The sequence below is a fragment of the Vibrio sp. VPAP30 genome (assembly GCF_001188205.1).
Classification (GTDB): Bacteria; Pseudomonadota; Gammaproteobacteria; order Enterobacterales; family Vibrionaceae; genus Vibrio; species Vibrio bivalvicida.
This window is the reverse complement of record NZ_LBLS01000036.1, coordinates 277894-291351: the sequence shown is the minus strand read 5'-3', so window position 1 is coordinate 291351 and position 13458 is coordinate 277894. Positions and strand designations below refer to the sequence as shown.

The window sequence follows — 13458 nt, the reverse complement described above, 5'->3', positions numbered from 1 at the left end:
AATGAATACTGACTTCAAAACTACTGTGTAATTTTAAAGCTATTATCGTTCCAACAGAACGATAATGAATTGACTGTGCTCGATAACCGAAGTTATCAAATTGGTCACTCAGTTCATTGAAACCTAAATTGTTTCCGAAGAAACTATTTGGATTATCATCAACGAGTGCCCACACAGATTGATAGGTCTATATTTTTAAAGAACTTCGTTTTGGGCTCTGCTCAAAACGGACGGCCATTTTATCGAGATAACTTCTAGTGTCAAACACTTTTTTCGTTATTTCTTCGAAAGTTAATGCTTAACTTTCACCGCCTCGGTTGTCATTACTCTTCAGCTCGGTTTCCCGTGACAACGGAGGCGCATTATAGAGAGTTAGCTTCGAAGCACAAGGGTTAAATTAAAAAAAAGTGGCCACTTCAGGCCGTTCGGTCAGCAAACGACCAATAAGTCTAAAAAGAACGCAAAAGAGCCCTAAATTGGGCTCTTTTAAACATTCAATGAATGAAATTATTGGTGTGCAATAATCTGATCATTGTTGACTAGCAGTTTAACTGGTTTGTCTGGTATCACTTTTCCAGCCAGAATTGCTTTGGCTAATGGGTTTTCTACGCTCTGCTGAATCGCTCGCTTAAGCGGTCTAGCACCAAAAACAGGATCGAAGCCGACTTGAGCAATCACATCTAGTGCCTTTTCAGACACATCAAGTGAATAACCTTTTTCTTCCATTCTCTTCGATAAACGCGTTAATTGAATAGACGCAATCAACTTGATGTGGTCTTGGCCTAGTGGGTGGAACACGACACTTTCATCGACACGGTTAAGAAACTCTGGGCGGAAATGCTTGCTTACCACGTCCATGACTTGCTCTTTCATACCCAAATAATCAACAGAACCGAAATTTTCCTGAATCCGAGTAGAGCCTAAGTTAGAGGTCATGATGACAACGGTATTGCGGAAGTCGACCGTTCGCCCCTGCCCATCAGTTAGGCGACCATCATCTAATACTTGTAACAAGATATTGAATACGTCTGGATGCGCCTTCTCCACTTCATCAAGTAAGATTACCGAGTATGGCTTACGGCGAACCGCTTCAGTTAAGTAGCCCCCTTCTTCATAACCGACATAACCTGGAGGTGCGCCGACTAAACGAGCGACAGAGTGTTTTTCCATAAACTCTGACATATCGATACGTACCATCGCATCTTCACTATCAAACATAAAGCTGGCTAATGTTTTACATAGCTCAGTTTTACCGACTCCTGTTGGCCCTAAGAACAGGAAAGAGCCTATAGGCTGATTTGGATCAGATAGACCAGCTCGACTTCGACGGATTGCATTTGCGACAACTTCTACCGCTTCAGTTTGCCCAATGACACGTTTGTGTAGGACATCTTCCATACGCAGTAGTTTTTCTTTCTCCGCTTCAAGCATCTTAGAAACTGGAATCCCAGTTTGCTTAGAGAGTACATCAGCGATTTCGTTATCTGTGACCTTATTACGTAACAGAGTCATTTCTTGCATTTCAGCTTGGGTAGCAAGGTCTAGCTGTTTCTCTAGTTCCGGAATTCGGCCGTATTGAAGCTCTGACATTCGATTGAGATCACCTGCGCGACGGGCAAACTCCATATCCATACGAGCTTGCTCCAGCTCAGACTTTATGTGCTGAGTGCCCGATAGCGCTGCTTTCTCGGCGTTCCAAACCTCTTCTAACTCAGCAAAGGCACGTTCTTTTTCTGTCAATTCATCGTTTAAGATAGTTAAGCGCTTCTCACTCGCATCATCATGTTCATTGGTCAATGCTTGCTGCTCGATCTTAAGTTGAATGATCTTGCGCTCTAACTTATCTAAAGATTCTGGTTTTGAATCGATCTGCATACGAATGCTTGAAGCCGCCTCATCAATAAGGTCAATGGCTTTGTCCGGAAGCTGACGATCCGAAACATAGCGATGTGACAAGCTTGCCGCTGCGACAATCGCAGGATCGGTTATCTCTACATGATGGTGGAGTTCATAGCGTTCCTTCAAACCACGCAAGATAGCGACTGTATCTTCAACGCTAGGTTCATCGACAATCACTTTTTGGAAGCGACGCTCTAATGCTGGGTCTTTCTCTAAATATTGACGATATTCATCAAGAGTTGTGGCACCAACACAATGAAGCTCACCGCGAGCAAGGGCAGGTTTAAGCATGTTACCTGCATCCATTGAGCCTTCGCCTTTACCCGCACCAACCATGGTATGAATTTCGTCGATAAAGAGGATGATATTGCCCTCCTCTTTAGATAACTCATTGAGTACCGACTTAAGGCGTTCTTCAAACTCACCTCGATATTTAGCTCCCGCAACTAACGCCCCCATATCTAAGGAGAGTACTCGACGACTGCGCAGACCTTCAGGTACTTCATTATTAATGATTCGTTGAGCAAGGCCTTCCACAATCGCAGTTTTACCCACGCCAGGTTCACCAATGATAACGGGGTTATTTTTAGTACGTCGTTGTAAGACTTGAATCGTACGGCGAATTTCGTCATCACGTCCAATGACGGGGTCAAGTTTCCCTTGCTCTGCTCGCTCGGTCAGATCAATGGTGAATTTCTCTAGCGCTTGGCGAAGCTCCTCTGCATTTGGATCATTCACTTTTTGCCCACCGCGCACTTTATCTATTGCTTCAGAAACATTAGCCTCAGTTAAGCCCACTTCTTTTAAAAGTGAGCCTAGTGGACCTCTATCTTCTAGCGCCGCGAGCAGGAACACTTCAGAGGAGATATATGAATCTTGACGTTTCTGTGCCACTTTGTCGCACAAATTAAACATGGTGCCCATAGCGCTAGATAACTGAACATCCCCACCAATACCGCTTACCTTGGGCAGTCGGTCGAGAATTTCGCTTAACTTAGAGCGCAAGTGAGTCACATCAACGTTGAGCATAGTCAAAAGAGGGCGAACCGGGCTGCCGTTTTGATCCATCAGTGCCACCATTAAATGCACTGGCTCTATATATTGATGATCACGGCCTAATGCCAATGATTGAGCGTCAGATATTGCGATTTGGAATTTGCTAGTAAATCTGTCAAGACGCATAACTACCTTCCTACCTCAACTGAGAAAAATTAACTAATCAGTATGAAAGATGGATACGCTAGAGGTAATTTTCAAGGGGAGGATACCTGTTTCCACTATGAAAACAGACGATTAATTTTCTATCCAGATAAAAGTTGCTTGGCGCCCAGTAACTCCATCACGGCGATAAGAGTAAAAACGCTCTGCATCTGAGTAAGTACAAAGGTTGCTGTAATAAACTTGGTTCACTCCGGCGCGCTGTAGCCTTTGAGTAATCAATTGATTCATGTCAGCTAGCCATTTGCCTTGCAGCTCACGTGGAGCAAATGCTGCCATGGCACCAGTATCTACAGATACAAATGCATCGACAACATCTTTCCCAACTTCAAACACCTGCGATCCAATGGCTGGACCAATCCAAGCCATCACTTCACCGTCAAACTTTTCAAGCGCATTTTCAACGATACCACTGGCTAGGCCGCGCCATCCAGCATGTACCGCCGCCACTTGCGTTCCCTGTACATTAGTAAGCAAAACCGGCAAACAATCTGCGGTCATGGCAGAACACACCACCCCAGAGCTTTGAGTAAAGACTCCATCAGCATCTAAAACGAGAGCTGTTGGGGCTTTGATTTCTTCTACGACAGAAGAGTGAGTTTGATTCAACCAAACTGGCGCACTTGGCAATTTTGCTTGCTCTATGAGCCACTGACGATTTTGTTCCACCTTTGAGATCTCGTCCCCAACATGCGTACCTAGGTTCAAACCTTGATACACACCAGTAGAAAAGCCATCCACTCGTGTTGAAGAGAAGGCTTTTATCTGTTTTGCTACTGGCCAGTTAGGAACGATCATCTCCATGAAACTAAAACTCGTCTTCTAATCCGTGTTCGCGGGTGTCTTGGCGAAGCGCTTCAGCCATTTCTACCATGTCATCTGGCACTGGCGCATGAAACTCCACTTCTTCACCAGTAATCGGATGCTCAAACTTAAGCATGACAGCATGCAGAGCCTGACGGTCAAAAGAGCGGATGTGCTCTGCCAACTCTTGCGAAGCACCACTAGGTATGCGAGCGCGACCACCATATGCAGTGTCACCTAATAGAGGATGCTGCAGGTAAGACATATGAACACGGATCTGGTGAGTACGACCTGTTTCAAGGCGCAAACGAATGCGAGTGTGCTCGCGAAAATGCTCTGCTACTCGGTAATGAGTAATAGCAGGCTTACCCATTGGGCTGACTGCCATTAGCGTTCGCTTAGTAGAGTGACGACCAATAGGCTGTTCAACTCGACCACCAGCCGTCATACGACCAATTGCAATTGCTTCATACTCACGAACAAAGTTGCGCTTTTTCTGTAATGCACGAACGAGGCGTGTTTGAGCAGGAACCGTCTTGGCTACCACCATCAAACCCGTTGTATCTTTATCAAGACGGTGCACAATACCTGCACGCGGTACTTCAGCGATATCTGGGTAATGATGCAACAATGCGTTCAACACTGTCCCATCTGGTGTACCTGCGCCTGGGTGGACCACAAAACCGCGTGGTTTATTGATCACCATAATATCGTCATCTTCATAAACGATATCAAGAGGGATATCTTGCGCTTCCCAACGCTCTTCATCTTCAAGTTCCGCTTGCAGAGTAATCTCTTCGCCGCCCATTACTTTGGTACGTGGCTTAGTGATGACTTCTCCGTTTACTTGAACTTTACCATTCAAAAGCCACTCTTTGAGGCGAGAACGGGAGAAGTCGGCGAATAATTCGGCGATAGCTTGGTCTAAACGCTGACCTAATTGGCTATCTTTTACTGTATTTGTTAATTCAATCTGCTGAGCCATATCGAACTTTTTTTAAAAATGTGAGACTAATTGCCACTACTGTGGAAAAATATACTATTTGGACATTGTATCTGTTACACGGTAGAAAGTAACGGAAGCAATAGAAATATTTATCTCAAGGAATCGAATCCTGACATGAAAAAGCAAACTTTATCTGGCTTGTTGGCATTATCTGTACTGGTAGGCTGCTCTAGCAGCGAAGAAGTTGTGCCAGATGTGCCACCATCTGAGCTTTACTCAGAAGCACAGGTTTCGCTCCAAAGTGGCAACTGGCTGACAGCAATTAGCAAACTGGAAGCGCTAGATTCTCGCTACCCGTTTGGTGCTTACTCAGAGCAGGTGCAACTTGACCTCATTTACGCGTACTACAAAAACGACGATTTAGCCTTAGGTTTAGCAACGATTGAACGCTTTATGCGCCTTAACCCAACCCATGAAAAACTAGATTGGGTATTGTATATGCGTGGCCTTACGCATATGGCGCAAGATCGTAACTTTATGCACGACGTGTTTAACATAGATCGTAGCGACCGCGATCCTGAACCGGTTAAGAAAGCATTTGCGGACTTTAAAAAGCTACTAGAGCGATACCCAACTAGTCCTTATGCTGAAGATGCGCAAAAACGTATGTATGCACTTAAGAATCGCTTAGCGAATTACGATTTGGCTACCGCTGATTTTTATCTCCGCCGTGAAGCTTGGATTGCCGCAATCAATCGCACTCAAGAGCTACAGAAAACTTACCCAGATACAGAAGCCGCACGTAAATCTTTAGAGATTCAACTCGAAGCCTACCAACAGCTTGGACTTGAAGATGCAGTTAAGCGAACGGAAGAACTGATAGAACTCAATCCAGAGTAACTTGCTAATTTAATAGAAAAAGCGCCTTCACATTTGAAGGCGCTTTTTTGTATCCCTTCTTGGCACCTGTACCATTTAGCAACTACATTTTAATCAATATTGATTAGAGGTTAGTCATGCTGCGATCCGTTGTTTCGATCTTATTATTAGCACTTTCATTTCAATGCGCCCACGCTCTTTCATTGTCGCCATTGAAAAAGCAGCCATACTTTGGTGACCTTCCCGTACTCGAAAAGAAAGGAGTCATAAGAGTCCTAGTCGCTGCTGACTTGGGCTTCTACTATGTTGAAGGAGGTAAACCCAAAGGTATACTTGCTGAGCTTCTATACCATTTCGAAAAAGAGCTGAGACAGCGCTCCTCGTATTTTAACCTGCAAGTAATTCCGGTCCATCGCGACGAATTACTCCCATCTCTTGAACAAGGCTACGGAGACTTAGCCGTTGCCAACCTAACCATTACTCAATCTAGGCGAGAAAAAATCGACTTTAGTGCACCTGTTTTGAAAGGTGTTCAAGAGCTACTTATCACCCATAATGCCATCGAACCTATTACCTCTTTGCACCAATTAAGTGGTCAAGAAATCTGGGTACGAGCAAGCTCAAGCTATTTCGAGAGTTTGCAGAAACTCAACAAGGAATTAGACAGGAAATCGTTGCAACCCGTAACAATTCGATTTATTGAAGAAACCTTACAAGACTATGAACTGGTTGAGATGGTTAACCAAGGACATATTCCCGCCACCATACTCGATAGCCACAAAACAGAGCTGTGGCTAAAGGTCATGGAGAACATTCAAATTCACGCACAGATTCCTTTACGTGCAGAAGGACAGATCGCTTGGGCGATGCGAAAAAACAGTCCTAAACTCGAGTCCTTCGTTAATCAATACCTCAAGAACTATCGCTCAGGCACCTTACTTGGCAATGTTATCTATGGTAAATACCTTGGTAACACGACATGGCTTAAGCGCATTTTGAATCCCAACCACATCAATAAACTTGAATCCCTGACCCCAATATTTGAGCTGTACTCAGACCAATACAGTTTCGATTCTTTAATGATTTCTGCCCAAGGTTTTCAGGAGTCAGGGCTCGATCAGAGTAAGGTATCCCACAAAGGTGCAGTAGGAGTGATGCAAGTTCTGCCAAGTACTGCAAAAGATCCCAACGTCAATATTCCGGATATTTACCAAGTCGATAACAACATTCATGCGGGTGTAAAGTACATGCGATTTATTAAAGATCGCTATTTTAGTCAGCCCGATATCATGCCAGAAGATCAGGTCTACTTCTCACTTGCAGCCTATAACGCTGGTCCTGCAAATATCCGAAAAATGCGCCGTCTTGCACAGCAAAATGGTTACGACCCCAACAAGTGGTTTCGCAATGTAGAAATCATGGCCCGTAGAAATATTGGAAGAGAGCCCGTTCACTATGTGTCTAACATTAATCGCTACTTTATCATCTACAAACAACTCAATTCTTTGAAACTGTTAAGAGAAAATCAGGCAGCGCGCAACACTGCGAAAGAACGATAAAACTACAATTCCATAAAGGTAAAAACAGCGGAAATGAGGCCGGAATAGGAAATGGAATTTAATTCACATTTTTCAGATGATTAATTTGCAATCAAGTGTTTTTATCAGGTCGTACAAAGCCCCTAAAAAACAGTTGAATTTTAGCTGGTTACCTCTACCAATCTAATGAGATTTTTTACTGACACAAGCTTTTTCGACTCCCTATCGGTAGACTATTTGAGATAGATCACGTTTAATTTCAATGCCTAAAAACACCCGCCAAAGAGTGATGCAAGTCACATTATTTTACCCTTGGATACGTAATCTGGAGTTAACCCATGAGGGATGACACAGAGGAAAACATTTATGAAAGTAAACATCACTGGTAAAAATATCGACATCACCTCTGCAATCCGCAATCACATTGAGAGCAAGTTTAAAAAACTAGAAAAGTGGCAAGTAGACATTATTGGTTGTCAGGCAACCTTTAGCGAGGAGCCAAATAAACAGAAGAAATTTGAAGCTGTGATTACCGTACCGAAAGGACAACTAATTGCCTCTGCTACTCACGAAGATTTATACGCTGCCGTTAACGAGGTAGAACAGAAACTAGAACGTCAGCTAAACAAACTACGTCACAAGCCAGAAGCACGTCGTACTGATAAACCAGAGCTTGAAGAAGAAATAGAATAAAAACAAAATAAGAGGTTTATAAAAATAGCGCCAATTGGCGCTATTTTTTTGCTTGACGCCCCATAACCTGTTGCTTATTGTGTTCAAGGATTTACTACTTAGTTGATTAATATGCACCAACCTACACTGTTCTTTTTCGACTTATTTTTTCTCCACTAAGCTTGGAGGCTCTCTCGTTTTCGAAAGATAAGTCAAAAACGAACAGAAAGCCTCCCAAAGGGAGGCTTTTTTTATAAGGAATACCAGGATGACTGACCAAAAATACTCACTTGAAGAAATACGACAGCGTTTAAATGAACTGGATGACCAACTACTCCAGTTGTTATCTGAGCGTCGCCAAATGAGTATTGAAGTAGCGAAAAGCAAAGTACAAACCTCTAAACCGGTACGCGATGCCGACCGTGAACAACAACTGTTAGTCAAGCTCATTAATAATGGTCATCAAAAATACCAACTTGATGCTCAGTACATCACCAAGTTATTCCATACCATTATTGAAGACTCAGTGCTTCTTCAACAGTCTTACCTGCAAAACTTAGCTAATCCTGAATTGAGCCGTAAGCCGCTTGCTCGTGTCGCTTTCCTTGGTGCAAAAGGTTCATACTCGCACCTGGCAAGTCGTGAGTACTTTAGCCGTAAGAACACGGAACTCATCGAGTTAAACTGCGAACACTTTAAGGAAGTGACACATACCGTTGAGTCGGGCCATGCCGATTTTGGTGTGTTACCAATCGAGAATACCAGTTCGGGCTCGATCAACGAAGTCTACGACCTACTTCAGCACACCACGCTCTATATCGTTGGTGAGCTAACTCTCCCGATTGAGCACTGCTTAGTTGCCACTTCAGAGCTACGCTTAGAAGAGATCAAGACACTCTATTCACACCCTCAACCCCATGCTCAATGCAGTGAGTTTTTGAGCAAACTTGATGGCGTGAAGCTTGAGTCTTGCGCAAGCACAGCAGACGCGATGCAGAAAATCAAGCAAATGAATCGCTCTGATGTCGCAGCAATTGGTAATGCATCGAGTGGCAAGCTTTACGGCTTACAGCCGATCCAGAGCAATATTGCTAATCAGACAGAAAACCACACTCGCTTTATCGTGGTTGCACGCAAGCCTGTCGAGGTATCAGCGCAAATCCCAGCAAAGACCACCTTGATTATGTCGACATCACAGCAAGCAGGTTCACTAGTTGAAACGCTATTGGTTCTGCAACGTTATGGTATCAACATGACCAAACTTGAGTCGCGCCCAATCATGGGCAACCCTTGGGAAGAGATGTTCTATGTAGACCTAGAAGCTCACCTCGACTCACAAGCAATGCAACAAGCGCTTCATGAACTTACTAAGATCACAAAACATCTTAAAGTTCTTGGCTGCTATCCAAGTGAAAATGTGAAACCGACGCAAGTAAAACTGCAATAAATATATCTACATAGCTCAAATAAATACCACTTAGTAGCTGACACAATTTATTAATATTCTTAATATCGCAGGATATTTAGTTGCATATTAGTGTTGTGTCGGCCCTTATTAAACTGACTCTGATAAGCAGTATATTTCTGATTTATCTTATAAGGTACCTCTTAGTCAGTATGAGAGCTTCGTTCTTATCTTTACTCGCCCTATTCAACTCAACCGTTAGCGCTCAAGAAACAGGACTGAATATCTACATGTGGGAAGATACACTCTCACCAAATGTTCGTTCCGATTGGGAAAGTAAGTCTGGCGCATCACTTACACTCTCTCACTTTGACAATGATGATGAACGTAGCTTGTTGATGATGAAGAGTATTCAGTTACCCTTTGATGTAGTGGTCTTGGACAATGTCTCGGCACAAATCTATGGACGTCTTGGCTCATTTGAAGACTTATCCGAACTAAAAAATCGTTCAAACAACGACCCAAAATGGAATCGAGCATGTGGTCAATATGCTGTGCCTTATTTCTGGGGAACGGTTGGGATTGCTTATCGAAAAGATAAAATCAGCCAACCACCGGCAACTTGGCAAGAATTTGTAGATCCTCCCATAGAGCTGTTTGGCAAGATTGGTATGATCAACGACAGTGTGGAAAGTTTCCTACCCGTCTTATACAGCCTAGGAATTTCACCAGCAACAGAAGACCATAAACAGCTACAAGCAGCTTATCCTGCCATGATTAAATTTAGCGAAAAGGTTCTAACTTACGAGTACATTCTGAGCTACGTTCGTAGCCAAGAAAATATCAATCAAATGCAAATGACGCTGGCCTACAGCGGAGACCAATACTCATTAAACCGCTCGTTCCAACAAGACAAATGGGACTACGTGATACCTGAAGGTGAGCTATTTCTTTGGGTAGACTGTTTGGCGATCACCAGTCATTCAGAAAAGAAAGAGCAAGCATTTGCCTTTTTAGAGTACCTTATGTCTCCCAAAGTGGCTGCAACAAATGCAATCGATATCAAAGCCGCTACTCCGAATTTAAGTGCAACGAAACTATTGCCCGATTGGTACTTAAATGATGCATCATTGTTCCCACCTGCAGAAAGAATTAAAAACGCACGCATAGATAGCGAGCTCTCTGCAGAAAATATAAGCCTAAGAGCAAAAATAATTAACCAAATACTTAAACGTCATGAAGCTAAACACTAGAGTATTATTACTCGTTGCGCCTGTCATTCTGTTGAGTGCTGTTATCTCTAGCTATAGCATCTACTTCAATCAAAAAGACGCACTGATAAAGCGCGAGCAAAGTTATCTTCAACTCTCAATGGAAAAACTCGCTGGTCACTTTCGTCAATCAATGGCTTTGATCAATAGCTACTCTCTGACTTTAACCAAAAGCGATATTATCCGTCACTACTTTGGCCAGCCAGAGAACCCTTATCGAGAGATGAAATTAATAGACAACCTGCAAACCACCATCGAAAACCTGCAACCTAGTAAGCAGGATGACATTGCGGTGGCTATCGTCGACAGTCAGCACAGAGTACGCTTTTATGCTGACAACCAAAACGACCCCTTTTCGGCACTGGATGACAATGTTCGTCAATACGTACAGTACACTTATAAAACAACTGGGCAGATGAGCCATACTGGGTTTGCTAAAAGTTATCAGGGTCAAAATATCCTCATACGCTATGATGTTCTAGATGACAGCACACTGGTCTCTCCACTTAGCTATAACAAAGATCAGGTGTTCTTTATTATTGTTTCTCTCTCGTTGGAGAAGTTTGATCAGCTAAAACATATTCTTGAGTTCGACAACGACAGCAGTATCTTTTTCTCTGCAACGCCGATTATCAAATCGGGCCTAACGCAATCAGTGGAACTCATGTCAGGCTTATACGCAGTCCTCGATCCTGCGCAATATCTTACAACACAGAAGCTGGCAAAGATCGAACAGCGGCTCATGTTGTCATTTGGGGCCTCATCTTTAGTGACTGTGCTGATTCTTTTGTTCTTACTTTACCGCCATGTTATTCAACCGATTACGCACCTTGATCGCCAATTGAGAGAAGTCGAACTGCGTAAACGCGCCAATATTGAAAAACTTGAAAGCGACCATGAAATTGGCCGTTTGTCAGTGCGTTTCTATGACATGTATAAAGAACTCAACTCTAGCTATCAAAAAACCAAAGCGATGGCCGAAAATGACCACCTAACCCAGCTTGCTAATCGCTACCAGTTTCAGATCTACGTTGAGCGTACCTTGGCCAATAAATTTAACTACAGCCACGCTTGGATTTTGTATATCGACCTAGATAATTTCAAGTATGTGAATGACAAATATGGTCATCACGTCGGTGACTCTTTACTGGTTAACTTTGCCGAACACATCAAAACACTCAGCTTAGAAAGCGAGTTTAAATATGGAATAAAATCACTGGCTTCTAGATTGTCTGGCGATGAGTTCGCCATCTTTATTGCCACAAATAAGGCAGGTACTTTCGCCGATGTGTTAGCTCAGTCCGTATTGGACCCGATTCAGAATCATACCAATGCCTCTATTGGTCGTTTCCCAATTACTGCGAGCATTGGTATCGCCTCTTACCCTGACGATGGAGTGGATTTAGCCAAACTGCTCTCTCATGCAGATACCGCCATGTATCAAGCTAAACGAGCTGGCAAAAACCAAATAGCCCATTATTCCAAAGAACTGGATGAAATTGTTCGTCGACGCACTCAAGTAGAACGTGCTTTACGAAAAGGCGATCTAGAAAATGAGTTTACATTACTCTATCAGCCTTACTATGATCGTGCAGGTAAGAAGCTCAAAGGGGTTGAAGCGCTACTTCGATGGGACTCGCCTAAATTGGGCAAAGTAACCCCTAGTGAGTTCATTCCAATTTCAGAACAAATTGGCCTATTTGGCACCATTGACCGCTGGGTTATTAGACAGGCATTTATTGACTTCCAACAGCTACAAGAATGCTTTGATAGTCCAGTCCAACTATCGATTAACTTATCGTCTGCAGAGCTAGACTCTTTACAACTTGCGGCGGATATTCAGACATTGATGGATCAGTATCCAATTCAACCACATTTGATCGATTTTGAAATTACCGAAACTTTCGCCTCAGACTCACAAAGTTATCAACTCCTTCATGAACTGGCTCAAATGGGCTTTAAATTAACCATTGATGATTTTGGGTCTGGCTATACCTCTATTACTCAGTTAGTAGAGTATCCTGTACAGAAGATTAAATTTGACCGCGAATTCTTAGAAACCTTGATTAAAACTAATAATCATCAGGTAGTGAAACCTCTGGTTGACCTTTGCCACTCGCAATCTATGATGGTGACCGCGGAAGGGATTGAATCTGAAGAGATGCATCGCTGGCTTGCAGAGAATAAATGTGACTATATGCAGGGTTATCATTTATCTCCACCGCTTTCACTTACGCAATTGAGTTTTATCTACACAGACCCTAAAGGAAATATCCATGCCGGAGAAGACGGTTATTGTAGCGTCGCTTAATCCCGCTAAGATCAACGCGGTGAAAAGTGCATTTGAAGCCACATTCCCTCTGCAAACATTTCATTTTTCTGGAGTGAGTGTCGACAGTGGGGTCGCTGATCAGCCGATGACGAATGAAGAGACTCATGCAGGCGCGCTCAACCGCGTCGCTAACGCAAAAGCAGAGCACCCAAATGCAGACTACTATGTAGGCTTAGAGGCTGGCATTGAAGGCACTGTCACCTTCGCTTGGATGGTCATTGAATCACAAACCCAACGTGGTGAATCTCGTTCGGCAAGTCTAATGTTGCCACCAGTAGTCATCGACAAGCTTCAGCACGCTAATGAACTTGGAGATGTCATGGACGAAGTCTTCGGTACAGAGAATATCAAACAGAAAGGTGGCGCAATAAGTTTGCTCACTCACGATTTGCTCACCCGCAGCTCAGTCTACCATCAAGCGTTAATACTGGCCTTGATTCCGTTTGCCAACCCTGAGCATTTCCCTGCGAATCTATAGAAAGAAATAAGGATGC

The 13458-nt window shown here is 43.4% G+C and carries 10 protein-coding genes and 1 other annotated feature; of the genes, 7 read left to right on the top strand and 3 right to left on the bottom strand.

The annotated features are described in order from the left end of the window. Positions 1 to 507: 507 nt before the first annotated feature. The 3 genes from clpB to rluD all read right to left on the bottom strand — a co-directional run bounded on the left by clpB (position 508) and on the right by rluD (position 4906). Positions 508 to 3081: an ATP-dependent chaperone ClpB gene (gene clpB / locus ZX61_RS16690; RefSeq protein ID WP_049845729.1), complete on the bottom strand. Its 2574-nt coding sequence runs from the start codon at positions 3079 to 3081 to the stop codon at positions 508 to 510. Between the two features lie 111 nt (positions 3082 to 3192). After that, positions 3193 to 3921 carry a peptidoglycan editing factor PgeF gene (gene pgeF / locus ZX61_RS16685; RefSeq protein ID WP_049845728.1) on the bottom strand — a complete coding sequence of 243 codons (729 nt, stop codon included), beginning with the start codon at positions 3919 to 3921 and terminating at the stop codon, positions 3193 to 3195. A gap of 4 nt (positions 3922 to 3925) precedes the next feature. After that, positions 3926 to 4906, bottom strand: a complete 981-nt coding sequence (gene rluD / locus ZX61_RS16680; protein WP_049845727.1) for a 23S rRNA pseudouridine(1911/1915/1917) synthase RluD — start codon at positions 4904 to 4906, stop codon at positions 3926 to 3928. Between the two features lie 135 nt (positions 4907 to 5041). Between rluD and ZX61_RS16675 the strand changes: the two genes are divergently transcribed. The 7 genes from ZX61_RS16675 to yjjX all read left to right on the top strand — a co-directional run bounded on the left by ZX61_RS16675 (position 5042) and on the right by yjjX (position 13442). After that, a complete protein-coding gene (locus ZX61_RS16675; protein ID WP_049845726.1) occupies positions 5042 to 5767 on the top strand; it encodes an outer membrane protein assembly factor BamD in 726 nt (241 codons plus the stop codon). A 116-nt stretch (positions 5768 to 5883) separates the two neighbouring features. Next, entirely contained in the window at positions 5884 to 7305 is a 1422-nt protein-coding gene (locus ZX61_RS16670; protein ID WP_049845725.1) for a lytic transglycosylase F, read from the top strand. Between the two features lie 345 nt (positions 7306 to 7650). Further along, positions 7651 to 7977 carry a ribosome hibernation-promoting factor, HPF/YfiA family gene (gene hpf, locus ZX61_RS16665; protein ID WP_049845724.1) on the top strand — a complete coding sequence of 109 codons (327 nt, stop codon included), beginning with the start codon at positions 7651 to 7653 and terminating at the stop codon, positions 7975 to 7977. Between the two features lie 113 nt (positions 7978 to 8090). Beyond that, positions 8091 to 8211, top strand: a sequence feature (Phe leader region). A 13-nt stretch (positions 8212 to 8224) separates the two neighbouring features. Further along, positions 8225 to 9403, top strand: a complete 1179-nt coding sequence (gene pheA / locus ZX61_RS16660; RefSeq protein WP_049845723.1) for a prephenate dehydratase — start codon at positions 8225 to 8227, stop codon at positions 9401 to 9403. A gap of 170 nt (positions 9404 to 9573) precedes the next feature. After that, positions 9574 to 10614 (top strand): polyamine ABC transporter substrate-binding protein, encoded by a 1041-nt coding sequence (locus ZX61_RS16655; protein ID WP_049845722.1) that lies wholly within the window; start codon positions 9574 to 9576, stop codon positions 10612 to 10614. Continuing rightward, positions 10598 to 12943, top strand: coding sequence for a putative bifunctional diguanylate cyclase/phosphodiesterase (locus tag ZX61_RS16650; RefSeq protein WP_049845721.1), 2346 nt, complete (start codon positions 10598 to 10600; stop codon positions 12941 to 12943). The genes ZX61_RS16655 and ZX61_RS16650 overlap by 17 nt, the downstream gene beginning before the upstream one ends. Then, entirely contained in the window at positions 12909 to 13442 is a 534-nt protein-coding gene (gene yjjX / locus ZX61_RS16645) for an inosine/xanthosine triphosphatase (protein ID WP_049845720.1), read from the top strand. The genes ZX61_RS16650 and yjjX overlap by 35 nt, the downstream gene beginning before the upstream one ends. Positions 13443 to 13458: the final 16 nt, after the last annotated feature.

What these genes read in the sequence shown, in the direction of transcription:
- clpB (WP_049845729.1), bottom strand. Translation starts at nt 3,081, where the DNA reads ATGCGTCTTGACAGATTTACTAGCAAATTCCAAATCGCAATATCTGAC.
- pgeF (WP_049845728.1), bottom strand. Translation starts at nt 3,921, where the DNA reads ATGGAGATGATCGTTCCTAACTGGCCAGTAGCAAAACAGATAAAAGCC.
- rluD (WP_049845727.1), bottom strand. Translation starts at nt 4,906, where the DNA reads ATGGCTCAGCAGATTGAATTAACAAATACAGTAAAAGATAGCCAATTA.
- ZX61_RS16675 (WP_049845726.1), top strand. Translation starts at nt 5,042, where the DNA reads ATGAAAAAGCAAACTTTATCTGGCTTGTTGGCATTATCTGTACTGGTA.
- ZX61_RS16670 (WP_049845725.1), top strand. Translation starts at nt 5,884, where the DNA reads ATGCTGCGATCCGTTGTTTCGATCTTATTATTAGCACTTTCATTTCAA.
- hpf (WP_049845724.1), top strand. Translation starts at nt 7,651, where the DNA reads ATGAAAGTAAACATCACTGGTAAAAATATCGACATCACCTCTGCAATC.
- pheA (WP_049845723.1), top strand. Translation starts at nt 8,225, where the DNA reads ATGACTGACCAAAAATACTCACTTGAAGAAATACGACAGCGTTTAAAT.
- ZX61_RS16655 (WP_049845722.1), top strand. Translation starts at nt 9,574, where the DNA reads ATGAGAGCTTCGTTCTTATCTTTACTCGCCCTATTCAACTCAACCGTT.
- ZX61_RS16650 (WP_049845721.1), top strand. Translation starts at nt 10,598, where the DNA reads ATGAAGCTAAACACTAGAGTATTATTACTCGTTGCGCCTGTCATTCTG.
- yjjX (WP_049845720.1), top strand. Translation starts at nt 12,909, where the DNA reads ATGCCGGAGAAGACGGTTATTGTAGCGTCGCTTAATCCCGCTAAGATC.